The sequence below is a fragment of the Halorientalis pallida genome (genome assembly GCF_049605515.1).
Lineage (GTDB): Archaea > Halobacteriota > Halobacteria > Halobacteriales > Haloarculaceae > Halorientalis > Halorientalis pallida_A.
The window spans coordinates 116,311-141,618 of the sequence record NZ_CP187156.1 but is presented as its reverse complement, the minus strand read 5'-3'; the positions used below and the strand labels follow the sequence as shown (position 1 = coordinate 141,618).

General features: G+C 55.7%; 22 protein-coding genes and 1 pseudogene. 12 read left to right on the top strand and 11 right to left on the bottom strand.

Annotated features, from left to right (window positions below; genetic code table 11):
- Positions 1–832: 832 nt before the first annotated feature.
- Positions 833–2,827, bottom strand: coding sequence for a hypothetical protein (locus ACOZ4N_RS00555; protein ID WP_424016124.1), 1,995 nt, complete (start codon positions 2,825–2,827; stop codon positions 833–835).
- On the opposite strand from ACOZ4N_RS00555, the gene ACOZ4N_RS00550 reads away from it, so the two are divergent.
- Positions 2,814–3,092 (top strand): hypothetical protein, encoded by a 279-nt coding sequence (locus ACOZ4N_RS00550; RefSeq protein WP_424016123.1) that lies wholly within the window; start codon positions 2,814–2,816, stop codon positions 3,090–3,092. The genes ACOZ4N_RS00555 and ACOZ4N_RS00550 overlap by 14 nt on opposite strands.
- Positions 3,093–3,133: 41 nt before the next feature.
- Here the strand turns inward: ACOZ4N_RS00550 and ACOZ4N_RS00545 are convergent, their stop codons facing one another.
- From ACOZ4N_RS00545 to ACOZ4N_RS00535, 3 genes are all read right to left on the bottom strand, one after another.
- Positions 3,134–3,400 carry a hypothetical protein gene (locus ACOZ4N_RS00545; protein WP_424016122.1) on the bottom strand — a complete coding sequence of 89 codons (267 nt, stop codon included), beginning with the start codon at positions 3,398–3,400 and terminating at the stop codon, positions 3,134–3,136.
- A gap of 67 nt (positions 3,401–3,467) precedes the next feature.
- Entirely contained in the window at positions 3,468–3,836 is a 369-nt protein-coding gene (locus ACOZ4N_RS00540) for a hypothetical protein (RefSeq protein WP_424016121.1), read from the bottom strand.
- A gap of 75 nt (positions 3,837–3,911) precedes the next feature.
- On the bottom strand, positions 3,912–5,570 hold the full coding sequence (locus tag ACOZ4N_RS00535; protein ID WP_424016120.1) for a hypothetical protein: 1,659 nt from the start codon (positions 5,568–5,570) through the stop codon (positions 3,912–3,914).
- A gap of 283 nt (positions 5,571–5,853) precedes the next feature.
- On the opposite strand from ACOZ4N_RS00535, the gene ACOZ4N_RS00530 reads away from it, so the two are divergent.
- Positions 5,854–6,264: a winged helix-turn-helix domain-containing protein gene (locus ACOZ4N_RS00530; protein ID WP_424016119.1), complete on the top strand. Its 411-nt coding sequence runs from the start codon at positions 5,854–5,856 to the stop codon at positions 6,262–6,264.
- A 383-nt stretch (positions 6,265–6,647) separates the two neighbouring features.
- On the opposite strand, the gene ACOZ4N_RS00525 is transcribed toward ACOZ4N_RS00530, so the two are convergent.
- From ACOZ4N_RS00525 to ACOZ4N_RS00500, 6 genes are all read right to left on the bottom strand, one after another.
- On the bottom strand, positions 6,648–7,946 hold the full coding sequence (locus ACOZ4N_RS00525) for an ATP-binding protein (RefSeq protein ID WP_424016118.1): 1,299 nt from the start codon (positions 7,944–7,946) through the stop codon (positions 6,648–6,650).
- A gap of 295 nt (positions 7,947–8,241) precedes the next feature.
- Positions 8,242–10,155 (bottom strand): hypothetical protein, encoded by a 1,914-nt coding sequence (locus ACOZ4N_RS00520; RefSeq protein WP_424016117.1) that lies wholly within the window; start codon positions 10,153–10,155, stop codon positions 8,242–8,244.
- Positions 10,148–12,847 (bottom strand): VirB4 family type IV secretion system protein, encoded by a 2,700-nt coding sequence (locus ACOZ4N_RS00515; protein ID WP_424016116.1) that lies wholly within the window; start codon positions 12,845–12,847, stop codon positions 10,148–10,150. Before ACOZ4N_RS00515 ends, ACOZ4N_RS00520 begins: the two co-directional genes overlap by 8 nt.
- 5 nt (positions 12,848–12,852) lie before the next feature.
- A complete protein-coding gene (locus ACOZ4N_RS00510; RefSeq protein ID WP_424016115.1) occupies positions 12,853–13,974 on the bottom strand; it encodes a hypothetical protein in 1,122 nt (373 codons plus the stop codon).
- A gap of 234 nt (positions 13,975–14,208) precedes the next feature.
- A complete protein-coding gene (locus ACOZ4N_RS00505; RefSeq protein ID WP_424016114.1) occupies positions 14,209–14,745 on the bottom strand; it encodes a hypothetical protein in 537 nt (178 codons plus the stop codon).
- Between the two features lie 212 nt (positions 14,746–14,957).
- Complete coding sequence (locus tag ACOZ4N_RS00500) at positions 14,958–15,356, bottom strand: hypothetical protein (protein WP_424016113.1); 399 nt, start codon at positions 15,354–15,356, stop codon at positions 14,958–14,960.
- 557 nt (positions 15,357–15,913) lie between these two features.
- On the opposite strand from ACOZ4N_RS00500, the gene ACOZ4N_RS00495 reads away from it, so the two are divergent.
- Both ACOZ4N_RS00495 and ACOZ4N_RS00490 read left to right on the top strand, forming a co-directional pair.
- On the top strand, positions 15,914–16,630 hold the full coding sequence (locus ACOZ4N_RS00495; protein WP_424016112.1) for a hypothetical protein: 717 nt from the start codon (positions 15,914–15,916) through the stop codon (positions 16,628–16,630).
- Positions 16,631–16,719: 89 nt separating this feature from the next.
- Positions 16,720–17,052 (top strand): hypothetical protein, encoded by a 333-nt coding sequence (locus ACOZ4N_RS00490; RefSeq protein WP_424016111.1) that lies wholly within the window; start codon positions 16,720–16,722, stop codon positions 17,050–17,052.
- 23 nt (positions 17,053–17,075) lie between these two features.
- Here ACOZ4N_RS00490 and ACOZ4N_RS00485 read toward each other — a convergent pair whose 3' ends face one another.
- Complete coding sequence (locus tag ACOZ4N_RS00485) at positions 17,076–18,278, bottom strand: hypothetical protein (RefSeq protein WP_424016110.1); 1,203 nt, start codon at positions 18,276–18,278, stop codon at positions 17,076–17,078.
- A 125-nt stretch (positions 18,279–18,403) separates the two neighbouring features.
- Between ACOZ4N_RS00485 and ACOZ4N_RS00480 the strand changes: the two genes are divergently transcribed.
- From ACOZ4N_RS00480 to ACOZ4N_RS00445, 8 genes and pseudogenes are all read left to right on the top strand, one after another.
- On the top strand, positions 18,404–18,607 hold the full coding sequence (locus ACOZ4N_RS00480) for a hypothetical protein (RefSeq protein ID WP_424016109.1): 204 nt from the start codon (positions 18,404–18,406) through the stop codon (positions 18,605–18,607).
- 33 nt (positions 18,608–18,640) lie between these two features.
- Complete coding sequence (locus ACOZ4N_RS00475) at positions 18,641–18,838, top strand: hypothetical protein (RefSeq protein WP_424016108.1); 198 nt, start codon at positions 18,641–18,643, stop codon at positions 18,836–18,838.
- 24 nt (positions 18,839–18,862) lie between these two features.
- Positions 18,863–20,539: pseudogene (locus tag ACOZ4N_RS00470) on the top strand (transposase).
- Positions 20,540–21,380: 841 nt separating this feature from the next.
- On the top strand, positions 21,381–21,692 hold the full coding sequence (locus ACOZ4N_RS00465) for a hypothetical protein (RefSeq protein ID WP_424016107.1): 312 nt from the start codon (positions 21,381–21,383) through the stop codon (positions 21,690–21,692).
- Entirely contained in the window at positions 21,693–22,298 is a 606-nt protein-coding gene (locus tag ACOZ4N_RS00460) for a hypothetical protein (RefSeq protein WP_424016106.1), read from the top strand.
- A 9-nt stretch (positions 22,299–22,307) separates the two neighbouring features.
- Positions 22,308–23,564 carry a tyrosine-type recombinase/integrase gene (locus tag ACOZ4N_RS00455; RefSeq protein WP_424016105.1) on the top strand — a complete coding sequence of 419 codons (1,257 nt, stop codon included), beginning with the start codon at positions 22,308–22,310 and terminating at the stop codon, positions 23,562–23,564.
- Positions 23,565–23,987: 423 nt separating this feature from the next.
- Entirely contained in the window at positions 23,988–24,827 is an 840-nt protein-coding gene (locus ACOZ4N_RS00450) for a ParA family protein (RefSeq protein WP_424016104.1), read from the top strand.
- Positions 24,824–25,252, top strand: a complete 429-nt coding sequence (locus ACOZ4N_RS00445; RefSeq protein WP_424016103.1) for a hypothetical protein — start codon at positions 24,824–24,826, stop codon at positions 25,250–25,252. Before ACOZ4N_RS00450 ends, ACOZ4N_RS00445 begins: the two co-directional genes overlap by 4 nt.
- Positions 25,253–25,308 lie beyond the last annotated feature (56 nt).

The window sequence follows — 25,308 nt, the reverse complement described above, 5'->3', positions numbered from 1 at the left end:
GTGATGGTCTGCGGGGAGAGCTCACTCCGGACGGGTGTGATCTCGATATACTCACGGGCCTCGGTTTCTGCGGTGGCTTCAATTGCATCGGTTCCTGTCTGCGTGTCGACGCTCGGGTCCTGGGTCTGTGAGTCGCCGGAGTTGGTGTCTGAGGGGGTGCTATCGTCTTCGTCCTCGGACTGGGACCCACCAGTCGGCTCAAACGGGATCGGTTCCGACCCGGACGGTGAGCGGTCTTGGAGAGGAGAGGAGTTGAGAGAACTACCAGGGCGAGAGAGACGAGAGGCTGCTAACTCGGTTCGATCGGTGTCATCGACCGGATCTGGACGCTGATCAGTGGTGTGAGAATCGCGAGACGGATTACTGTCTGGAGAGTCGTCGCTATCGGACATCTGCAGCTATCAGTTACAGTCCCAACAGGTTATTATTTGTGACTGTAGACTGTGTGAATGAAATCTAGGAAGATACAGCGGGTCCTAGAAAGGTTCTCCAGCGGATTCGGTTACGTTTGGGTGCTCAGTACAGATTGTCAATGGAACGTGATATTATTACCATGGAAGAATTCATAGTAACAATATAATGTCTGTTTCAAGCATTCAGAGGTTTGCAATATTGCTAATGCTTTTTGGTGGGTTCTTAGAGGCGTCCGCAGCGGCCGCTAACAACTGGTCCGGAATACGAGGAGCAGGTGAACCAATTATGTTCGCAGCACTGGGTATCGGCGCATTTGCAATGATCCTATCATTCACAGAACAGGCTGATAAATAAGCAGTCTCATTTTTTCGGATGGTTCACCCGTGAGCCTACGAAACCACTATTCCTCATACCACGCCTATCGAGATTCCCTGTTCGGCTTGAACACGAGCCTGTACCACATCAGGAACAGCAGCAATGCTGCCCACTCGACGACCAACATGACCTGATGGATCATCCCCGACAGCCAGCGATACAGATCGCCCGACCGCTCTAACATGAAAATCCGGACGTAGTGGCTCGTGTAGGCCTTTTCGTAGAACGTACTGGCACCGGACATCGGGTCAGTGCCCTCGAACCCGACGGTTACGAGCGCCTCGGTCGCGTGAACAGTCGCCCACCCACTCGCGTTCGTCGTGACAGTATTCGTTTTCACCCCGTCGACGGCGAGTTTTGCCCCGCTAATCCCAGCCGATGTATCGGGATCGAACAGCCGGACATGGACGGTTTTCCCGTCATTTTGCATCTTGATCTTGGACTCCTGGTAGGTGATATGCTTGACCGTCGTCTGGATACTGTTCCCGAAGATGTCCTCAGCACTGGCCTGTAGGTTCTGCAACTGGGCATCCGTCATGTAGGTCTTGCCAGCGTAGCGGGTATAGAGCGGCGTCTCCCCCTCCCGGTTCACAATCCCTTGCGGGAGCGAGCGATCTGAGATGGTCGTCGACGACGTGCGCTTGTCGATCTGGTATCGGAGCTGGCCACGTTTCGACCAGTTCCCCAGTGCCGCGTAGTCCCGGTACAGATGCGCTGCCTCTTTCTTTCCCACCGGATGATCGAAGGTCGTCGGAACTGTCTTTTTACGATCTCCGACAAACTTCGTAATCGAGTCGTACAGCGAAACCGGGTAGAATCGCCAGGGACCATATATCGTCTCGGACTTTTTCGATCCACTCGGTGAGAGCCGAATCTGACCGAGTGGCTGTCCGGACAAATCCTGCGTCCCATTGATCGTGATGTAGAGTTCATTCGTCGGTTCTCGATCAATCGCATGGACAGTCACCGACAATTCATCGGGCTGTGCGGCCGAGACTCCAGTGCTATCGGCAACAGTCGATTTGGTGGCAATCGTCTCGCTATGGCTCTCTGAGACACAGTCCGGGTGCTCTCCTTCTTTCCCCCACCGCCGTTGGAGCGTCACTTCGACCCGGTGGGATACCTGCAACGTACCGCTCTGTGGATTGCCAAAGTTGAACGTCGCTCTCCTGCCCCGCCGTTCATCGCCACCCAGTGAGACACGCTTGGTTACCTTTGTGTCGACGATGGACAGCTGCTCCCATTTGCGGACATCGTAATACTCGGTCTTGGTTGTGGAGTTGTTTGTTCCTGGGAGAGCAACACGCGTTGTGACCTTGCATTCGTCCTCGAGTGTCGTTTCCCAATTTGATGGTTTGATCAGTCGGAAATCCGACGGCGCCAAAACCGTAACACCGTCTGGGCTGACGATGAATTGTCCGTCCAGAAATGCCCCTGGCGACGTTCGGGCGATGCCGGCCCATTGGTTTTTCAGGACGGTAACATTCCGCTCTGAGAAGTTACTGTGGAACTTGATCTTTCCACCGCCGTCGAACCAATTCGACCCAATCGAACTGCCAACTGGGCGTTTGGCGATTCGCGGCTTCGTGTCGAACTCGGAAACGGCCTTACTATTGCGACTCTCGTAGGACACCGTCTTCCCCTTGTTCACTTCGACTGCCCACGGGTTCACGATCCGCGGATCGGAACCGCCTGTAATCAGGGCATTCCGAGTTGGGAGCCACCCGTTCCGTGGCTCGGCTTTCCCCAGCGCATAATAGCCGTTTACTACCTCATGATTCACACCGGCTGTCGTGACCGTCTTGTTTCTCAATCTCCCGGCCGAGACGATGGCCGTCTCGTCTGGCTTGACCCACTTATCTTCGTAGGGGATGTGGATATCCGTCGAGAGCTGTTTCCGAAAGCCGTCTGTCCGGGGCGCAAACGCGTTGATCTTCCCATTCGGCAACCCCGTCGTGTCGAACGCGAACGGTGGGATTCCGGCGGAGACATTGTAGGTATTGGCCCCATCCGGACCGTAGTCGGTGAACGGGATCATCGTCTCATTCCGCGCTGGATCACTGTCAGCCGACGCGAGGATTTTGAACGGCCCCGAAGAACTGGCCGAAGCAGCAGTGTTAGTTGTACTATTCGAGGAGTCCGTATGGATAGCGGGCTGTGGGGACGTCGTCAGCGCTGTTGCCGGCACAGTGGCCACGAACGTCTGTAAGACGAGACACGATACGACTGCAAAGATGGCGACGCTACGAGCGACGGATCGACGAGCATATTGTGTCATTGAGGGTGTTCTCGGGAACGACTAGCTACGTGTGGAGGGTCATGCTCTGTACTCCGGACTGCTCCATCACGGGATCATGTAGTGGATTATCGACAGCAGGGTTCCTGGGGCCAGACCAATGATCGCCATGATCGACCCGGTGAACGCGAGCCACTTGCCCCACCCGCGTTTCTGACTGCCACGGTGACTGGTGAAATACGCAATCACACCCAGAATCACACAGGTGAATCCGAACAGTTTGAAGAGGTCTGCCAGCTGGGCGGGGAATCGGACGGCGTCTTCGATAGCCTTCATTCCGGACGCGAGTATCAAAATAAGTCTCGGCGGGATCATGGTACTGAAAGAGAGAGTGAAGGAGTCTGTTTTCGTGTAGCGGGAAGTTGGATGGTGAGTTTGCCTCTCAGGGGCCACCGACGTTGGTGATGAACTTCAGGACGGAGATGAAGATCCCGAACCCGAAGTAGAAAACGATCATTCCAGCACCACCGCCGAAGAGCCACATTCCGTACTGGGCGCGGGAGGAACTCTTCCGAGCACTCCACCAGAGAACGGCCCCCGCAACGATCGCGATAAATCCGACGTACTTCAGAACCATCATTGCGAGCGAGTGGACGTTCGAGAGCATCGATGAAAGACCGTCCTTGCCCGCATCACAGTTGTCCGTGTTACTAGGGTCACAGCTAGACTGTGCTGCAACTGGCTGAACGAAGGTTGCGCTCAGTAGTGCTACGGCTAGCACTACAAGCAGGGCTTTCTTACCGAGTGACATCGGCAGATTAGATAACTGTCTGAAGTGTCTTAATTATTGTCCTTTCAAGCAAATATATTCTAACTCGACTCTCCACTATAACCCGAGGAAGCCAAACCGTCCGGAATCATCATCACCATCACTAGGTGGCTCGGACTCACTGAACGGTTGCTCCTGATCGGTGTCCTCGATATCGAGGGCAGCCTCCAGCCGGTCGATCCGTTGCTGCAGGCGCGTAATCTCCTCTTCTTGCTGTTCGGCTTTCTTCTTCCAGTGCTTCATGAGCTGTTCGTTGCGATCAACCTCACCCTCGAGTTCCTGGATCCGGCCCGCGATCTGCTCAACCCATGGTGGAACACTCCCCTGGAAGTCGAGAATCTGGGTGTACCAGTCCTCGAAGTACTGGGTTGTGGTCGTACGGGAAGCGCCAGTGTCGTCACGCCGGCGGGACTCCGACGTAGATTGGTTCGTTCCGGTGCGGTCCCGATTTTGGGTGTCATTACGTGACTCTGCGTGCGATCCCCGGACCACCGGATCGCGACGAGTGCTCTCTGTAGGTGGCGTTTGGTCAGATTGTGTCGTCGACGAGGCCCGGTCTTCTCCAGGGCTGTCCTGGTGTTCTCCTCCAGACCCAACAGGCGAGCCGCCGTTGGCAGGTTGAGAGTCCGACCGGTGTCTCTGTGACTGTGCGTTCTGATCATGTTTGTCATCCAGATCGAGATTCGAGTGGTCGAAGGTGTCGGTCACATGGCGAAGTGCCTTGCTGATCGTCATCTGGCCGTAGGTCTTCTCACCACGGTCTGCATCCCACTTCTCCCGCATCAATCCGGACTGCCGGAAGATCGTATCCATCCGGTGGGGGTCTTTCGCCGTCCAGAACGCGAGCATCGAACAGAATGCCATGTCGGCCTCAGACTGACTCTCGTACCGCCCCTTCCAGTTTCCCTCCCAGAGATGTTGGAACTTCTCGCCATTCTCTGCGTTCAGAGCGCGCTCGACGAGAGCCGCGTTTGTCCCGGAAAGCCCTGGCACTGATGCTAATTCGTCGCTGCTATCCGCTGTTGAGGGAGTTTTGCCGTTTTGTGCAGACGTCTTCCCGTTTCTACTGGGTCCCGTTGGGGTGTCACTGTTGGACGAGAGGACTGCGCCACCCGCCGCCGACTGGTCGGTACCGTTGGTACTGGCTTCGTCCTCGAGCCAGCTCGTGTCCATCGTGGTTTTCTCACCGAGGTACTCGTCATAGACCGATTCGAGCGCCCGGTAACGTTCCTCGATGCCGCCGTTTCGATCTGAGAATGGAGCGCCGGAGACGGTGAAGTACCGGCCCGTCTCGTAGATCTCGATATCGTCTTTCCGATTGCGGTCACCGGGTTTGTCAGCTATGATCAGAACATGCGCCCCAGTCCCAGACGGGCTGACCTCAGTATAGCTGTCGAGTGTCTGGATCACGTCCGTCGCCCACGCATCCATCTCTCCTGAGTCGGGCTCCCGACAGTTATCGAGGTCGACGCCAACGTACGGATCCTCGTCGGTAAAGACAAAGCCGATACCGTCGACGGCGTCACCCTGCATTGAGAACTGCAGAGCTTCTCGAAAACTAGTCCAGGTCGTGGGGTCGTCCGTCGATGCATGGCCCCCGGTTCCTGGTTCGACTGGAATTTTCGTCGTTTTGCCGTCCCGCGTTTTCGTCCGCCAGCAGATCCACTGATCGGTCTGGCGGAGTTCTGCGGGGACGTTCTCAGGGTTCCCCATCATGAGGTGATATAGGTGTTAGATTTCCATACTGTTAGGAGTTACAAAGATGTGTGGGTCCTACACCAACACCACCCTGTGATTGTGACGAATAGTCAACGCTCCAACTCCGGTAGTGCGGAAGATCCATCTCGCTACCCAGTTTGAAACAACTTTATACGAGCATTATTGACTTCCGGCTATTCTCTTTTTGAGTGCCAACACTCTGTCAAGGCTCCACAAAAGGGGCTCGTCCCGATTTACCACCCCAAGCTACTTTTAGATACAGGCGATTACATCTACGTACATGCCGATCCATCGTGAATCTCACCCTGAAGATGTTGACCTCAAACCAGGGACAACGAAATCAGAAATCGTTGTCTTCCTGTATCAGAATCTCGAACTCGCATATGCTCCAAGCGAAATTGCTGAGGAGTTAGATATCCCGAAGGGAACTGCAACGACGACACTGCGTCGCCTTCATGAGCAGGGATACGTCGGTCGGATGGAAGAAGGATACTATCACGGACTGAACGACCGTGAGGATCTGCGTCGGTACCCACACAGTGTTGCTGAGACTGAAGCGATGTTCTCTGCCCATCCTGACAATGACGATGCTCCGGAACCAGACCCTGGCCGAGAGGCAGATACTGATGCAATTGAAGACGGTGATTTCGAGTCTGAAGTTGACGAACTAGAGGACGAATTCGATGTCTAATCGATTTTCTGCGGGCTCAATCTGCTGGGCTGTCGATCCAACTGGTGTGCATCCCGAGCGGCCTGTTGTTGTCCTCTCCCACGAGACACATCCCTATGGTGCAACCGAATGCGCCGTGATGTGCCTAGGAACGAGCGTCTCCCAGTTTCAGCATCCGACGCCCCCGTTAGAGTCCCATCATTACGAGGATATCTCATTTAACAAGACGCCGCATTTGCTGCCATGGGCACTCCGCACCATCGCCCCTGGATCACTCAGAACGAATCGGGCTATCGGGCAACTCACAGCAGACGGCGAACAAGAAGTCAAAAAAGCGCTTCTAATGCTGTTTTCGGTTTGAGGAGAAATGCAGGAGATGGTTTAGATTGTCTCTGTCCCTCTGTTTAAGCAACAACTACGCTCAGATCGAAGTGCTCGCGTTTGAGTGCCTCGGCATTCTCCTTGGCCGCACTCCGCCGTGCATCGGCCACTAACTGCTCGAGATCCGCGCCAGACGCGCCCTCAAGCTCCTCGACCATCTCCTGTAATTCTGAGTCACGAAGGGCAGTCGGCACGTCTTCCAGCTGGGTTCTGAGGATCTGGAAGCGGGCCTCCGCATCGGGCAGCGGAATCTCGACGTGCTTGTCGATCCGGCCGGGCCGCAGGACCGCCTCGTCCATCTGCTCCTTCCGATTCGTCGTGAGCACGACGAAGAACTGCTGGTCGTCCTGAGAGAGCTTGTTCAGGAACGTGTTGGTCGTCTTCGCATCCTCACGATTCGTGGAGAGGCCATCGTCGCGACTCCCCAATAGCGACTCGGCCTCGTCGATGAACACGACGCCTTCGAGTTGCTGGGCTTCCTCGAACAGCCGATTGACGAGGTCGGGTCCCTCGTTGATCCACTTGCTCGTCAGCTGGGACTGGCTCAGTTCGACGTAGGGCCGCTGGAGAGCGTTCGCGAGCGCTCGTGCGAACAGTGTCTTCCCCGTCCCTGGCGGACCGTGGAACAGGACGCCCTGATCGGGCGTGACACCAAAGCGGTCGTAGCCCGCGCTGTCGTTGACGTATGGGGAAACCACGTCCTCTCGAAGTTCTTCTTTGACGGACTCGTAACCGCCGACGTCGTCGAAGGTGGTTTCGGGTGGCTCCTGCCAATCGAATTCGAGGTTTTCAGGGATCATCTGGGTCTTCTGTTCGTGGGTAGCGGTCGATTCGTCCGGGTGCGGATTCTCAAATCCGCCGTCGTGCATCTGTGGTGACTGAGGTCCCTGTGTGGACTCTGTAGTTCGGGTCGGCGACGAATCCGGGCGGGCCGAGGACGTTTCAACGCCGGCTGAAGCTGGAACTCGCTCTTTGTCTTGGACGGCCTCAGCAGTCTGTGATCGCTGTAAGAACTCCGGCGGATATGCAGCGATCAGCCACATCACTCCACCAGGGTAGTAACTCAGTTGGAGGATTTTTTGATGGGAAAGCTGGCCGATCATTGGCAGACTTGCGATACCTGCATAGAGGCCACCGATGAAGGTGAAAAGAGTGAGCAATGACGTAAGCACCCCCACGTGGAACGGGTTCCAAACTTCGCTTGCTTCGTTAAGATTGAAAGCCAGAGTTATAAAAAGGACAGACAGTACTACAACAGCCTCAATGATCACACTGCCTTCCATCCAAATGCTCTCAGCCCCCGATACCAGGAGTCCTGCCATCGGATACGAAATTGCATAGAAACCGACAAATTTCGTAATATCGGCTATACTCTCCAAGCAATCCCTCGCCGTGGAAGGGATACTAGGAGCCGCCCACTGGTCCACTCTCCAGAGATCTCTGTAGCCTTGGATCCAGATAAACGATAGAACACAGAACCAAATCGCAAACCAAACAAAGCCGATGAGTTCATCCCATGTGATCGGGATGCCAAGAATTCCTAGTTTAGGAGACAGTGTCATAAGAATCGTTTAGTGCTGTTCTTGATCGAATAATTTTGTGAGGCCCAATTAAGTATTAGGCTCCATCGGGTCCGCCGGCATCTCCTGCGCCAGTGTCGTTCGTAGTGCTTTGACTCCCGCTATTTTGAGGGGAACTGGCACCAGCTCCACTTTGTTGGGTTTCTTTGCGGGTGTTCTTAGCGGTCGCTGCTTTCTCGACATCGCCCCGAGAGGCGGCGCGCCCATCACCACTGTGCTTCTGCTTCGCCCGGTCATGTGCCATTACGGGTGCATAGCCACCCATTCCGTAGGCGCCTGCTCGGAGCGTAGCGGCCCCAGTTTTGGCGGTTGCCTTTCCGCCTTTCTTTCCGGCTTTCATGGACACCGCTGTCGCCGCTGCTGCCTTTTCAGCACTATGACTGCCCGTAGCCGCAATCTTGGAATTTCTCATCATCGTCTGATACCTATCGTCAAGATCGACGGTTTGCCATTCCCCACTACTGGTCATGTAACGAACGTTCTTCGACTCTGGGATGTCAACCTCCCCATCGAATACTGGTTCGTCTCCAAGTATCCCACGCTCATGGGCCTCACTAAGATCCAAAGAGCCACTGTCGGCTTGATCTTCCAGCCACTCCGCGTTTTCCCTGTAGGACTGTGCAAAGTTACTCGGACGGCGGTTGCGAGCCCCCCTGCGAATATTGCTGACCTCATTTTTAGCTGCTTGAACTCCTCGGCTATTGGCCACCGCTGATTTCGCCCTTTCCTTCACGCCAGCGGCCTGCGCTGCCGCGCCGTCGAAGTAACTCGGCGGCCGACCTTTCCCGGCACTCTGGACGTCACCATCCATCTGATCGCCGAGATTACCGTTGTCGATAGCTGCACGGGGTGTCCCGCCACTCGAGGAGCCGCCGTTACTCGATCCGGAGCGGCGACGTGATCCACTCCCGCCGTTGCCACCACCGCCAGAGGCGCTCACAGCGCCGGCAGCAGAGCCACCAGCGTCCGCACCGGCAACCGCACCCTTCCCAGCAGCTGCGCCGGCGGCCGCGCCGCCCGCGGCCATGGCGGCTGTCGTCGCCATGCCAACAGCTTTGCCGACGCCCATCGGCTGGCCGGCCCAACTGATCGCTTTGAACACGATCGCGACGAGTACGAACGGGACCAGAACGACTAGCACCAGTTGTGTCCAATACCGCGTCGCACCACCGCCAGCGCCAGCCTGGACCACGCCACCAGCCATGATGACCTTCATCGCTCGAAGCGCCACGCCAAGAAGCGGGCCTGCCAAGAGTGCATACACTCCCATCCGACCGACCTTGGCGGCGAACTTGTGGATATGGACGCCAAAGCCCCAGTCGGGGTACCACATGACGGCCCAAATCGGCGCTCCAAGGAACACGATATAGACGATGTACGTTCGCAGGGCCAGCGCGAAAATCGACAGCGGGGTCGCGATCATCATCAGGACCGCCGCCTGGAAGTAGGCCGCGATCAGCGCCATCGACCCGAACGTCGATTCGATGTTGAATTGGTTACTCCCCGGATTGAAATTCAGCTTGAATTGCTCCGGCGCGATCTGCATCGTCACTGCGTTCATCGCATCAACGCCGAGTCCGATCAGCGGTTTCGAGAGCGCGATGATCAACACGACGGAGGCAATCCGGAACCCCTGCCGCCAGAGGTGTGCCTTCTGTCGGTCTGCCCACGGCATCGACAGCAAGCCGACAACGATCATCAGGGGGAACAGCGCCACAGCCAGTTTGAACGATGCTTGCCATGCCTCAACTGCCTTTGTGGACGTGGCAGGGTTCACGATCTTCAGCAGTGGTGTGAGTGCAACTCCTGTCAGCTGGAAGAATCCCTCGAGGATCGATCTGATGAATCCCTGGAACGCCCCGAAGATCGCATCAGCGATATCGCCAGGACCGGGAATCCCGACCAAAATGACGTAGTTGGCGGCGGCCACCAGCGTGCTGGTCTCAATCATCGCTCTCACCCCCTTGGGCCTGCGATTCCAGATTTGCAGGCATCACGTCAGCCTCGTCGGGTGACTCCGGCTCTGGATCAATACCGTCCAACAGCGCATCATCGTCGACGGCCGACTGTGGCTGTACCGAGCTGGGGTATCCGTTGTTCTCCATCCACCGCCGATCGCGTTCGCTGAGCATCCCCTCGTTCTGGAGGTACGTCCACGGGTCGCGGTCGTCGTCGAGGATGTGGTGCTCGAACTCGCCGGAGTAGACATCCAGCCACCGGCGTCCGTGCTGGGACGTACTCAGCAGACATTCCGAGTAATCGGCGTCCTCGCCACGAGTGGCGCGCTGAATATCGCGCACCTCGTCTTCGGAGAGCTCGAAGTAGTCGACGACCTCCGGGCCGACGTTCTCCTGATAGAACAGCTGCTTCACGTCGCAATTGTCGTAGATTTCTCGCGTGGCGTCGTTTTTCAGGAACTCCTCGGCGGTCTGGCTGATGAGCGTCAGGCCGGCGCTGAAGTGACGGCTGTGCCGGATGAACAGGTTGATCAGATCCCGCGCACCGTCACGGCGGAGCAGGTAGTGTGCTTCCTCGAAGGTCACGTCGGTCTTTTTCTCCGACCGGCGAGCCTCGTCGTAGGCCCAGTTAAGCATCGCGTGCATGATGATCGGCATCTCGCCCGTGTCCGCGAACGAACTCATGTCGAACACAACCAGATCGTCGTCGAGGTCAATGTTGCTCGGGCCGTTGAGGTTGCTGTTGATGTTCCACTGCTTGAGCGATTCGAGTTTGGGCTCTAACTGCCGTGCGATGGTCCGATAGCGCTCCGGCGGTGTCTGGAGGTTCGTCACTGCATCCAGCACCTCGCTCTCGATATCGTCGGCGTCGGTGTCGACCGTCAGCCCATCATCGTCGTAGGTGACACCGAGCCTGTTGGGGATGATCTCCTTGAGTTCCTCATCGGAAAGCCCCCCGTTCGCGATGATCCCGACACCCTCAATCACGTCGTCGATAATCGGGCTCTCCCGGTCGAACGTCTCGGGATCCGGCGTGATGCCTTTCTTGAGGTAAGCGTAGTAGATTGCATTCGAGATGACTCCCTCGTCGCCAGACGTCATCCCGTCGGCGTCTTTCTCGTCCAGATACGTCCCGAAGAGTCGGACGACGTTCCAGAGTTTGAGCTTGAACACACTCTCCTGCGTGGTCGCATCGTGAGCGGCCGCGTCGATATCGAGCGGGTTGATCCGGTAGTCGCCACCGAACTTGATCACGGTGCCACCCAGCTGTTCCACGAAGTCGACGAAGTCGTCGCCAAGCGGGTCGAAGATGATCGTTTTGAGGTCGTCGTCGACCAGGATCCGACGCCACAGCGCCATCTTCGTCGCGTAGGTCTTCCCCGATCCGACCTTGCCGCTGATGGCTTTCGAGTGGCCCGAAAGCCCGTACCGATTGATGATTACCGGCCGGTTCGTGTTGTCGAAGCCCAGCAGGATCCCGTTCTCGTCGTCGACAGCCGGCTCAACGAAATTGAAGCACTGCGTCAGTGCCTCCAGTTGGACTGTGTTGTGGTTCTCTATCTCCGGGCTGGCCAGCGGAGCGACCGACGCCTGTGCGGCGTCCTGTTCGGCCTGGATCGGCGTTAGATCAAGCCCCTGCTGGCGGGCGCGGCGCTGGATTCGCTTTCTCGCTTCCTGCATCTCCTCAAGGGTTTGGCCACGGATTTCCACAAAGACTGAGACGTCGAAGAGCTTGGTCGTTCCCTGAACGAGTTCTCCGAGCAGGCGGTCGAGTTCCTCGGCTTCGTGCTCTTGTTCGTGCGTGTCCGTGCGGTTGCGGCGTTTCTTCCGCTGGATCGCGCTTTTCATCTGGGTCAGCCGCTTCTGGAGGCGCGATTTCACATCTTCTGTCTCACGCGGATTGATTTGCATCGACAGGCGCACGTCCTCTGACGCGAGCGTTAGCGGAAGCAACCATCCCGAAGAAAGGAACCGTGGAAGCGAGGATGCAGTGAGGATCTGGTAGAAGTCCCCATCTCGGGAGTGCCAGTTCGCCTCCTCGTCGATGACCTCTGGCGCGAGGACCGACCGATCAATCCGGCCTTTCTCCTCAGCGGTGGTGAACGGTGTGGCCAGTGTCGTCTCGTCCGTCGAAGCCAGTTGGTACGCGGCTTTCTCGATGGCGTCCTTATCGGGCTCCTGGCCGACGGCCTCGAGATACTCGATGGCCTCCTGCATCTCCTCGCCCGAGAGGTCGTCGATGGAGATACGGCCGTCGTCGTCATCTACGTCGTCCTCACCGCCGGGGGTCGGGAGTCGGTCGGTGAGCGACGATGTCTCCTGATCCGGGTCGGTATCTGCCGAGTCGTCGTCACGTGGGGTCCGCCACGGGAGGACGACCTCGACGAACAGCGGCGTCCGCCAGACCAGAGCAGCGGTGATACAGGCTGCGACGACCGCGGCGATCGCACCGGCGAACAACCCAGCGCGATACGCGGGCCAGGAGGCGGTAATCATGCGAGCGCCAGCATAGCGCTGGATGACGATACCGCTGATGCCGACCACCATCCCAGCGACGCCGGCGCGGACTTTCGAGTGGCGGTACTGCCAGCTGGTCATGGCGACCATCAGTGCCGCGATGAGCGCATTGGCAGCGACACCGAGGGCAATCAGTTCCGGTCGTGAGAGAGTGTATGGACCAATCATCGTAATCACTCGCTGGGCTGGTGGGTGTTGACCTGATTGGGGCGCTGTGCCCCGTCTTTCTCGACATCCTCTGGCGGGGCGTGTTCAGTGAGCCAGCCATGATCCAGATTCTCCGGTGGCTCGTCACCCTTGTAGTAGTAATAGAGAATTTGCTTGATTTCGTTGGGGTCGTCCCGGATCTCCGGATCGACGCCCGTCGGCGGGAGTGACGACGCCATGTTCTCTGCGCGCGAGCGGACCTCGCGAGCCAGCATATCGTGGTCAATCTCCTCTTCGTCCCCAGCTGGTCGGAGGCGACTCAGGAACCCACCCTCCTCTTCGTCGGTGTCCGCAGCCATCGATTTCCTGACGGTGACGACGATGAAGTGCTGGCGGTCGCGGATATCGGCCATGGAGACGACGTTGTCGATCCAGTGGCGATGTTGTGCCCGTCCGTGACTCATCAGCGGGTGTTCATCGGGGTCGCGCGTCCGGTTGGCTTCTTCGAGGCGATGTGTGTACTCTGAAGCGTCGTAGGGCGTCGGGAGCGTAAGAATTTGAAAGGTTGACTGGGTGCCCATCAGGATGTCACTCCACGCTTCCAGGACTGCTTCTTTCTGGTCGCTGTCAAGAATGAGCCACGGGCGCGGGCCGATCTCGATAATCATCGAGACGCTGTCCTCGGTGACGATGACGCCGTCGTCGCGGATGTACTCGAAGTCAAGATGGTCAGCCGTGTCGTCACTGCCGAGAAGGCGTTCGACCTGGGTTTCCTCGTCTGGTGTGTCCCCGCCGTCGGTGCGGGTTTTCTCCTCGTCGGTCGAGTGGAAGTAGCTTTCGTAGGTCACGGTAGTCGCTTCAGGGTGGGTCGGTTGCCAGTGATACGTTGCATCGGTATAGCGGATTTTGCACATGCCGAGGAGCCATCGGTGCGGACGCTGGCAGGCAGGAGTTTTCACGAACACCAGGCCGCCGATGACGCACCCGGCGATGCCGAGCGGGCCATAAAACTGGACCGGGAGATTCAGAAGTAAAGTTGCGGTCGCTGGCGCAATTGGAATCGCGAAAGACTGGAAGAGTCGCTTGACGCTGAAGCCGCGAAATTTGCTCGTGAGGAGACTGTCTGCAACTGGAACGCGTTCAGGCATTGTCGCTGATCATAGATTGGTCGGATGGACTCGTTTGTTGTGGAGGCGACTCCTGCTCAGAGCGGGGACAGCCGTCGACAACCGAGGTGTGGCGACACTGTCACTCCGCGAGTAGTCTGGCGATCTGTGGAATTGACTGCCCGAATGTGGTATCTCCACTACAGGTTTCAGACCCACCTCACTTCTATGTTTCCATTGGAATGGACGTGAATCCAACCAATCGAGGTGTGTTGGTCACAACAACGAAGGGAAGACAGCTGGCAGAAAGGAGAGTATGATCCCGCTCATCGAGCCGAGAATGAGTCCCACACCGGTCTTGAGACTGGTTCGCGCACTTTGGCTGACTCTGCCCGTCGACGGTGAGATACCGTAGAGTGCAGCGCCCCAGGCGATGAGTGCTTGCCCAGCGATGGCGGCGACCTTCGAGAGAACATCTGCCGCCTGATAGAGCGATTGATCCGCCCCTGAGCTAGCAACCTGCGTCCCGCGGATGCCAGGAGCGAACATCGCCTGTGATGTCGACGGCATCGGCCCTGTGCCGGCCACGATGAATCCGAGGACAGAGTACACCGTGCCGAGCGCAAAGTACACGAGGAGCGCTCCGGCACCGCCACAGAGTATGCCCAACCCCCGACGTCGCCGTTTGGAGTTCGTCCCAGTTCCCCAATAAACGGCACCGACGATAAGCGCGAGAAAACTGAGGTACCGGCTCGTAACAAGAACAAGGGAGGCGAATCGGCTGATCGACTCGACCATTGCGCCGCCAACCATCGATACAGTCTGTTCGTGTGGGGGGATTACAATTGTTCCGTCTTCTCAACCAACAAATTCCAAAATGAACTATGTTGTTTTTCACCTCGGATAATCCGGCCCCTTGTTTTTAGGCCAGCCTAGACCCTCAGCCTGAAGATCCCATCTTCGTTTTCAATTATTGTTTTCATATAACAATCGCCCAGAGTAATCGTTGTTTGCTCTGGGGCGAATTACTCGCTACTCGATGGGCTAACGGGCGAGATGTACTGTGATTTGATCTTCTCTCCCTCGCGCCACTGCAGGTAGTAGTAGTCGTTGCCATTGATTGTCTTGGTGGTGATCGTTCCCTTCGTGGAGGCAATTCCAGCTTTATCAACAGCCTCCTCCTTCACCGCTTCCCAGTCATCTTCGTCCCATTCGTCGGGGACTTCATCTGGATCCTGCTCGGCCTGTTCGGACACTTCCTGCTCCGCCTGTCGCTCTTTCCAGCCTGCGAGCGACAGTGCGTAGTTCGAGACAAGGCGAAGCCGGTCAGGATCCTGGCGGTCGATCGCGTCAACGAGATAATCCGGCAGTTCGTCGGGTGGAATTGGTGAATCGCGGAGACTATCCGTTAGATCATCGGCCATGAGTCAGGCTCTTATCTCTAACCAACGCTCAGATATTATTATATCTGTTGGTTATTCTTCAGGGTAACACACAGCGAGACTCTAACAAATGTGTTGGTTATGTCCTTTGTATTCTGTGTACAGATTTTTCGCGTTCGCGAGTCTCCTGTACTTGATCTGGCAAACGATCGCTTTGCTGGTCAGGTGCAGTTGACCGGTGAATAAGAGTGTTCGCCGATCGTGACTGCCAATCACACGCTGACGCTGGTGAAGAAGGACACGGGAATCGGATAGCAACGAGACTCTCTCCGCGATAGCGGGGGTCTGAGTGTCGACACTATCCAGAATCTCAGAAATCCGGTGGATTAGTTGCCTGTTAGACAAGAACGCCCGGTCAGAAAGCGATCTGAAGCAGATTCGTTTCTGCGGTTCGGTCGAATATACGCATTAGAGGCCCGCTATACCCGCTGTATCCCCATCTTCCACAGCCTGCCAGTAGTTGAGGCCGGTCGTCTCAATGCATATGGCATATCTCCAGCATAAATCATAGCCAGTCAATCGACGGCCCGTCACGGAGAATGCCTCAATACACCCTTGGCGACTTCATTTACCTCGAAGGAATCAATGGAACGCCCGATAGAACCAACCAACTGGTCCGGGCAGGCCGTCCTCTACACGAGTGGATCGCACAGCACCCTCTGGGAGGACAAATCGGCGATATCAAGGATCCAAGCGTACCTCTATGGGTGAAGACACAGCAACAAAGCTGCAGCAAATGCGGGAAAATCCCGCAGAAGCACGGGGACACTGAATGCCTCTACGAACCCGACAAGGGAGAACGGTGGAAGTACGACAGCTTCCTACGCCGGTTTCAGGACGCCTGCGAAAGAGCAGGAATTCCCGACAACAAGAGAAGACCGTACAACCTGCGTCATACCCGTTTGACCGAGGTAGCGACCTTCATGGGCTACGAACAGTTGAACAAGTTCGCGGGCTGGAAACCCGGGTCGGATAGGGCGAAAGTCTACGTCCACCTCAACAACGACGATGTCAACAAGGCGATCCGGGAGGAGTACGGCCTCAAACACGATTCAACAGAGGATGAGAAAATTGAATGCCTGTTCTGCAACACTAAGAATCAATCGCAGCACACGGAGTGCAGGAACTGCGGCCGACCGCTCAGCCTCGAAAAACGTGAGGAACAGAAGGAGAAGCAACGTGTGGTCGACCGACTGGCGGAACTTGAAGAGCAAGGGGTTCTGGAGAAGATTGAGCAACTCAACCAGAATAATTGAGGAACATAGTTGTGGCTACTTCTGTTCCTACTGATAGTTCCGCGACCTCGTACAGTTGTCAGTGGGGTTTCCAGCAGAGACTGGATTCGATGCTGCCAGGACAGCAAAACCACGCATACATCTACGACAACCTAAACATGAAGAACGTGCAACCCGGCGAAACAGGCTACATCATAGAAGGAACCAACCAAAACGGAAACATCATAATTGAACCCTCAGACGAGAACAAGATCAGTGTAAGTGATCTACCTGGCTCAGATCTTCAATCCTACCTCCAAAACTACCTGCCCGCCAACAATCCGAAAGCCGAAAGCATGTCAAGCAGCCAAGACCCATGGAAAAACTTCCCGATTGAGGGCGAAGTTGGAAATGCTCAGGGAAGGTATCCAGGAGATGTTTCAGACTACCATTCAATTAATTAAGTAAGAAGTAATGAAGGAGTTGGTTATACAGCCTCTTCTTGGCTGTAAATCATCACTTCCTCTCCCATATCTACCGTCATGTAAGTCTTTTCTTCATCTTCTAATCCAGATGTAACTTCCTCTATACGACTTCCTTCTTCTACTACATCAACTTTCATGCTGTAGTTTTCTTCGGCATCTAGGATATTGTCATAGAAGAAGACTGATGCCGATATATTGAGTTTCTTCGCTTCCATACCCACTCCTTTAGGATCAGCGTTGATATTATCTGGATTGGCTCTTGAACTGACATAATCTATTGCGTCGTCTGTATAAACTACATCATTATCAGCATCAGCCATATACCCAACTATTAAATCATCATCCTGACGTTTACGCCTTGCTATCGATTCTCTCTCTACCTCTTCATCAACGAAATCTATCTCCTCATTTCCACGAACAAAGGTGTCAATATTCATACCAGCCAAACCATTTCTATAGTCCTCATTATGCTGGCCATCTATATTCCGTTCTGTGAATCTGCCTTCGTTTGGTGTTTCTCCGGGTCGAAGTGTTTCGAATTCGCCGTGTACGTTTCCGTATGGGGCGGAGAGTGATTTGGTTACTTCTCCATTCTCGTCTGTTACGAGGGATGATGCGAGTGTGATTTCTCCACCGCTGTTTCCTTTTCTCCTGTCTACAAGTATTTCTTCTGAGCTGTAGCCAAGTTCTTCGTGAAGAACGTATTTAGCGGCTCTTACCTCATGATCTCTTTTCAGGTCCCAAGAGCTGGTGTCTAGGTGGATTCTTCCGAATACTTCTTCAACAACCTGATGAGGATTATCCATATCCTCAACGTCCTGTTTTAGTTTTTCGAAGTCTAATTGGCTTTCTACGTACTGTAGTGCTTCGTCTTCCTCATCGATTTCATTTGCTTCGTCTACAAAAGTTCTTCTCTGCTCTACAGGTACGGGATCTGAGAAATCGCTGTTGGGAACAGTCTCTGGGTAAACCTCTTCATGGAAATGCGTTTCAATTTCCTCGTAACTTCTATCATCTTCAAAGCTTTGAACTTTTTCTCCTGTCTCCGTACTTTCTGGAGTTTCTGGGTTCTCTCCAGTTGTAGTCAGTGAGGTGGTTGCGGTGTTCGCTGTATTCTGGTTTCCTGTATTCTCTTGGCAACCGGCTGCGCCAGCGAGGATCGTGGCCCCTGTCAGGTGGAGAAATCGGCGGCGTGATCGTTCCATAACTCGAAAACCCTCTGTAGTCGTTACCTAAACATAGTGACGTATCTTTAAATAAGTGTTCGTGGGTTCGATAGACACGAAAGCGAGAGATATCCTGTCGTCCCAGAATCTGAAAACTCGTTCATGTGAAGCGTGGCATCCGGAATTCAATAATCCTTGATGACTCCATAGAAAGAACTGTGGTGAAGACGCACTCGCGGTTCGCTGAAGCAGAGCAGCTTCTGGAAACCCTGAACTCATGGAGTGAAGAGGAGATCGAGGAACTGCCGGAACTCTACCAGAAAAAAGCAAAAGAATATCAGAGTCTTCTGCAAGACGGCGTCGAATAAACCGTAACACTGTCTACACCAGAATAACTGGTTGTGAGGTACTTCGATTACGGCGAGGATCCGGAATTCGACATAGAAGAGGTTCTTGAAGGTTCTCAGCAGCGTGAGAAAGAACGTCTTGAAGAAGAGCTTGAACAGATAGAACACCAGTTGGAGGAGCGGGACCGGATCTTCGAGGAAAACTGGAGTCGAAACTGGACTGGTGTACCGAGGAATCATACGAGTTCTTGAGCGTGTCGTCGGCACCATCCCGCCGTGGCCCCAACACGTGAATCTCGCCGCACGGTCTTCCGGCAGATCGCCCAGCTATCCTACCTTGACTGGCCCACGTACGAGTCGAGCCCGCTGTTCGATCGCACATCGCTCCTTGGAGTAGAATCGGATATCCGCATCGTTGCGGAACCATGGTTCCAACATGACGATCACGAGGCTGTCGAACCATTCGTCCACGCAGTGCCGCTCGCATACGTCCAGTTCGATCCCCACGACCGGTATACAGGCTCGACGAGCTACGAGATGGAGACACTGTTTCGCCTATTCCTGCTGAAAGAATGCCATGGCTGGGACCACGAAACCGCGCTCGTCGAATACCTTTGCCAGCATCCCGATCTCTGTGATCAACTCGGACTGGAGTCGGTCCCCGATCAGTCAACCCTGTGGCGCAGCTGGAATCACCGCTTTACGGCCGATCTCCAAGACACCATCAAGACGGCAGCGCGAACAATCCTCATCAAAGCCCAGAATTCGGGCGTCACAGTCCCACGTGAGCCAGACCGACAGAGCCGCAGAAGCGGTGACGTGAGTACAGAATCAGACCCAGATGACCAGACCGTATTAGAGCAGGCTGAGACAGTCACTGAGCAGGTGAGTCGCGTTGCATTCCCAGCGTTCTCACTGGACCGTGGCGAGGGCTGTGAGATCCACGAGAACGCCTACTGGGATCTCCAGACCTATCTCGGGCTTCGAGGGAACCTCGCCGTCAATGAGGGCGCTCGGAGCTTCATTCACGAATCTAATCGGGAGCGGACACCGCTCGGCCATGCCCATCGCGAGCATGTGCGGGACCTCTCCATCGAGCAGATTCGGGAGATGTATCGACAAGCGGTTACCCGATTGCTGGACCGGGTAGCAGAGACGGAGGAATTCTTCCGGGCCGGCATCATTGCCATCGATATAACTGAATCAGACCCGTTCACAGGAGATCGGGCCGGGCATGAGGACGAAATTATTGGGACGAAGGAGAAAACCGACGAGTACGCCTACCAGTGGGCGACAGTCCAACTGGTCGGGAATGCTGTTCCAATCGCGTTAGACGCGCGGCCAGTGCGCAAAGGAGATACGCGCAAGGAGATCGTCGAGGACCTCTTGGATTCGGCAGAGGCGGCTGTTCATGTCGATAACGTACTGATGGACCGTGAGTTCGACAGCCAGCACATCCTAGAGATGCTCAGCCAGCGCGGGATGTCCTACGTCGTGCCGAAGCGGATGCAGACCAGCTAGAAAGCGCACGCGAAACGACTTCTCAAGCGGGGGAAGGACCGCTACGAGACTGACCGAAAACTGCATCTCGGCGACAACGAGTGGCACTCGACGACACTGATCTACCGACGGAAAGAGAACTCCGAACACACCGATCATCAGCAGTATTCGGTGTTCATGACGAATCGGAATAGCGGGCTCCTTACTGAGTACGGCTACCGGTGGGAGATTGAGAGCGGCTACAAATCGATCAAGCGGTTCATGGGTGCGACGACCTCAAAGAATTTCGGCCTCCGATTCTTCTACTTCGCGTTCGCCTGTCTCCTGTACTCGATCTGGCGAGCCGTCGACCTGCTGGTACAGGTGCAGTTGACCGGTGAATACAAGCATTCACCTATTGTGACAGCCGACAACACGCTGACGCTGGTAAAGAAGGAAACGGGAATTGGATAGTGAGGGTCTCTCTCCGTGAGAGCGCAGCGTCTGAGTGGCGACACTATCCAGAGTCTCAGAAATCCCCTGGATTAGTTGATTTGGAAACAAGAACGGTCGTTCAGAAAGCGATCTGACGCAGATTCCACTCATCAATTCGGCCGATACCACGCATTACAGACCTGCCATACCCGCTGTAGTCTCAACTTCCACAGCCTGCAAAATGGTATAGCGATATGCGATTTATAAAAATGCAATTCGCTGGTTTTCCTCGGTTAAGAGCCTTTAGATGCTGGATTTGTGAGGATAGAGGAAATATTGAGATGGTCATGATTACTCCAATAATCACGACCACTTTGATGCATCCCCGTGCTGTCTGGTAAGCAGGAATGGTAAAACTCCCTCACGACGCCGTTTCCCCCAGATCGAGCCGCCAAGGGCAGGTTCGAGATCTCTCTGGGTTTCCTCAGCCGAGTTGCTGAGAGGGCGACAGCAGCCCGCCTCATATACCAGCTGCCCTATCCTATTGTTCTCCCTACGCCCATTCCTGGCTGGAACAGTATTTACGTCCACCTCGAATTGCATATAATGTTTTTACAGTAGTGGTCCGCGATACGGCATATGAACCGTGAGACGGTTAGTCTGAACTCGTCTGAGTCGGTATTTCTCTTTCAATACCCCTTCAGAGCCGGCTTCATCCGAACACAAGGTGACGAGTGATTTTTTTTAGGCAATCACCGATTCAGTAAGGAGCTGCTGATGAATAGCGATATGTTGACAGCTACTGTGTCCGTGTAGAGTTGTTCCCTCGTGTTCACACATAGGGGAACAATTTATCAAATTGGGCCGCATATCTCCTGTCATGAGTCAGGAATCGCTCGACGATACAATCAAATTCCGTGCTGGTCCGCTTAAGGAAGCGGCATCCGAACTGGATTCCGTTCATCTGGGTGGCATCAATATTAGCGAACTCGCACGTGAGGGGCTTACGCAGATGCTTCAGCGATCCATAACGGACGACGACAAAATCGCGATTTACGAGCGCTATTCGGCAGGTGACATCTCGGAGGACGCTGCTCGAGTGCTCCTCGGTGACGAACTAGACCTCCTCGAAGAGGATATTGACGACTTCCGTGAGGGTGCCACTGACGACACCAGTGACTATCTCGTCTAAATGGCTAGCGCCGACACACGGTATCCGATCCTCGTCGATACGGACACGCTAATCGCTGTTGCAAATAGCTCTTTGTGGGCTCAAATAACGTCACATGTTGGTCTAACGACGACGAACGTCTGCAAACAGGAACTCGAGCGTCACGTCGAAAACACACGCGAGAACGTACCGGTGGGAAGCCGCCCATACCGGCTGCATTACGGGAGCCGTACAGCGCTCGATGCGCTCGAGGATGACGAGACACCGCTTACCCAAGTGACGAGCATCCCCCGGCCTCACGGAGCAGACGCCGGCGAGGAATCGCTCCGACAGGAAGTGGTCCAGAATCCCGAGGCTATCGACTACGTCATCTTGATGGATGCAGTCGGCCGGCGTTCAATTCGCCGCGCCGTCGACGACCAAGACGGAGATATCCGTGTTGTGACACCGCCATTTCTGTTCTATATCCTCTACGACAACGAGCTCATTTCGCGTCGTGAGATCTGCGAAGCCTGCGGTGAGCTGTTGGAACGTGAGGGCTGGACCGGATACAAGGCCGTTAAAGCCGCTTGGGAAGGGATTCCGATTGGTTGTAGCGATATTCTGGACGACCACCTGCTCCCCTGAAGAACCCAAATGAATCAGAATACTTCATCGACACGCGACGGTACGACAGCGCTCACGGGTTCCTTCGAACGCTACCTCCAAGACAAGGGCAAAGGTCGCGGGGGAGACGGCGGAAACTACCGTCGGAACGCTGAGCGGGAACTCAAGCGGTTTGTCGAGTGGGCCGCGGGCGACCGCGGGGATGACGACTGGACCGGAGTCGTCCCTGATGATGTCGACCGGGAGCCTGTATTCGCGGACCTCGACGAACGAACTTTCCGTGAGTATGCCCGCCATCTGGCCGGCGACCGTGGACTCAAGCAAAATACCGTCCAGACCTACTACGCGTACATCTCAGCGTGGTGTGGTTGGTGTGTCAACGAAGGATATCTGGAAGCGCACTATGCCCAGCGAGCCAGTGCGACCGGTCCACTCCCTGACGACGACGGTCGAAAGCCCGGTGATCAGCAGGCATGGACACCCGAACACCGCCACGTGCTCACGGCACACGTCGACGAGCGGGCCCAAGACGCCGTCGAGAGTCGAAAAGAAGTCAGAGAGGACGCCGAGCCCAAAGAACAACAGCGAGCACGTTACAGAGCTATCCGAGCGACACGGGATCGAGCGCTCGTCTACCTTCTCGCGTACACGGCCGTCAGAGTCGGCGAACTCCTTCGTGATCCCGACGACCCTCGCCGCCGTGGCGTCCGGTGGGAAGACCTCAATCTCGAGGAGGGTAGTATGGATGTCTACCGGAAGAAACAGCAGTGGGACGCCGCCAGCCTCCCCGATCCCGTTATCGTCCCGTTGAAGCGGTACCGAAAGGAGCTGAACCCACCGACCGAACGGTGGCCAGTCTTTCCGACGTTCGATCAGCGGTCACTCGGAGAACTCGTCCAGGAAGCGCTTACAGAACGCGGGCTGCGGCCGGCTGCTATCGACGACCGGCGTGACGAACACGTGCGCGACCTCCTGCTTGCACTCGACGAGGACATTCGCCCCCAATCGATCACGACCGATGGAGCGCGGTCGATTCTCCAACGCCTGACCGACGACGCTGGCATCGAAATTAATCACCCGAAACACGACTATCTCGCCCCCCACGGTGGACGCCGGGGGATGGGTGAAGTTCTGGTCCGAGCGTTCGGATACACCGTCGCAGCCCGCTATCTGGACAACTCCGAAGAGATGGTTCGAGAACGCTACTCCCACATTGAGGCCGGTGAACTCGGCGACGTCGCAACCGAAGCCCTCGACGAGATCGATGGCGATGCGACGCAGTCGTGATCGTACACGCGGAACGGAAATGAGGTCTTCTTGTGGTGAGTTCTGCCTATCGGACTGAGCCAGCCAGCCGGTATAGCTAAGGAGTATAGCTACCTCAGTCAGCCCAACTATTACACTACCACGATCAGCCGGCCCAAATGGATAGTATATCCAGATAGTATAGCTAGCTACCCCATCCAGATACTACACCCAGATGTTCCTTCCAGATGGACCGTCGGGATAGTGCAGATTGCTGGTTCAGCCAGGTGTCGTATCCAACTGGATCAAATACATCGACAGGGAGAAGGCCTCACTGGGGAATGTATTCGAGATTCGCTGCCAGCATCGATCGGGTAAAATGAGACTATCGAAAAAAGTATAGCCAGATAGTATAGCTATACCGTCTGACTTACCTTTATAGTTATCCGACGCAACATGTCGCGTATGTTGGCGTACACGGTATACAGCGAGGCGGGCGGTGTGGGAAAGACGACACTCGCCGCAAACTTGGCGAAAGCAGAGGTGCGTGCCGGCCGTGACGTACTCGTCATCGATCTCGACACACAGGAGGCATCTCTCTCGCATCTCTTAGACGTCGCGGACGAGCGGAACGACTCGGAAGCGGATAGTCTGCTTCGACATATGATCGATCGGCCACGCGGACCGTTCGAGGACCTGATCCGGACCAGCGAGGGGATCGATATCGTTCCGGCACACAACATCCTCGAGTACGCCTCGAAGCATCTACGTCGTCGCGAGGAGGAGGCCGCGGACTTCGGCGAGACGTTCAACCCTAACAAGCAGCTATTGCGAGTCCTCAGAGAAGCGGGCGTTCACGAAACGTACGACACGCTAATCGTCGATCCACCGGCGACGGCCGACATTAAACTCCATAACGCGATACACGCCACCCGACACGTGGTAATTCCCTTCGAGCCTTCGGGGAAGGGATACGAGTCAGTCCAGGGACTCGATCAGCTCGTCGGGGGGCTCGAAGACAATCTCGACATCGAGGTCGGCGTGCTGGCGGTCGTCCCCAACCGGTACAAGGGGATGAACGACCAAGATCGGTTCCTGGAAACGCTCCAAGAGGATGGGTGGGACATCCCGGTGACGTTGCGCGAACGCTCCTCGATGCTGGAAGGCTGCTGGGCTGAGCAGTGTACAGCCTACCGCTACGTCGACGAACATCGTGACCGCAACCGCGATCATGAGGTCGAGACACTCGAGAAGATCGACGACCTCGCGGAACACATCCGACTCCAGACGGAGGTCCCAGCATGAAGCAAGGCTCGACCGACGACCCGTTCGCGGAGGACGCCGCCTCGGAAACAGGCACTGACACGGACACCGAGTCAGGAAAACCATCAACAAACGACCCGGAAACGCAACCGTCGCAAGATACCACAGCCGGAGGCACCACGGAGGAATCGAGTGCCGCTGACACCGACGACGATAACGGTTCAGCGGCGAGCCGACTCCCCTACATCTACGCGCGAGATTCGGTCAAAGACGGCAGACAACAGCGGCCGATCTTCCTCCGAGACGAAATCGAAGACGGGATTCCGGAGTTGGTCGGCGAACTCGAAGATCGGTTCGGCGAGAATGTGTATCGAACGGACGTGATGGAAGCCGCGGTCGAGGTGGCTCAGGAACACCCCGATCTCCTCGAAGCGAAGCTCGAAGAGTGGGGGTACGGCTGGGATTGAACCGGCTACTGGAGAACGTGAAAACGGACTGACCGCTCTCGTTTATCCGTTAGTCG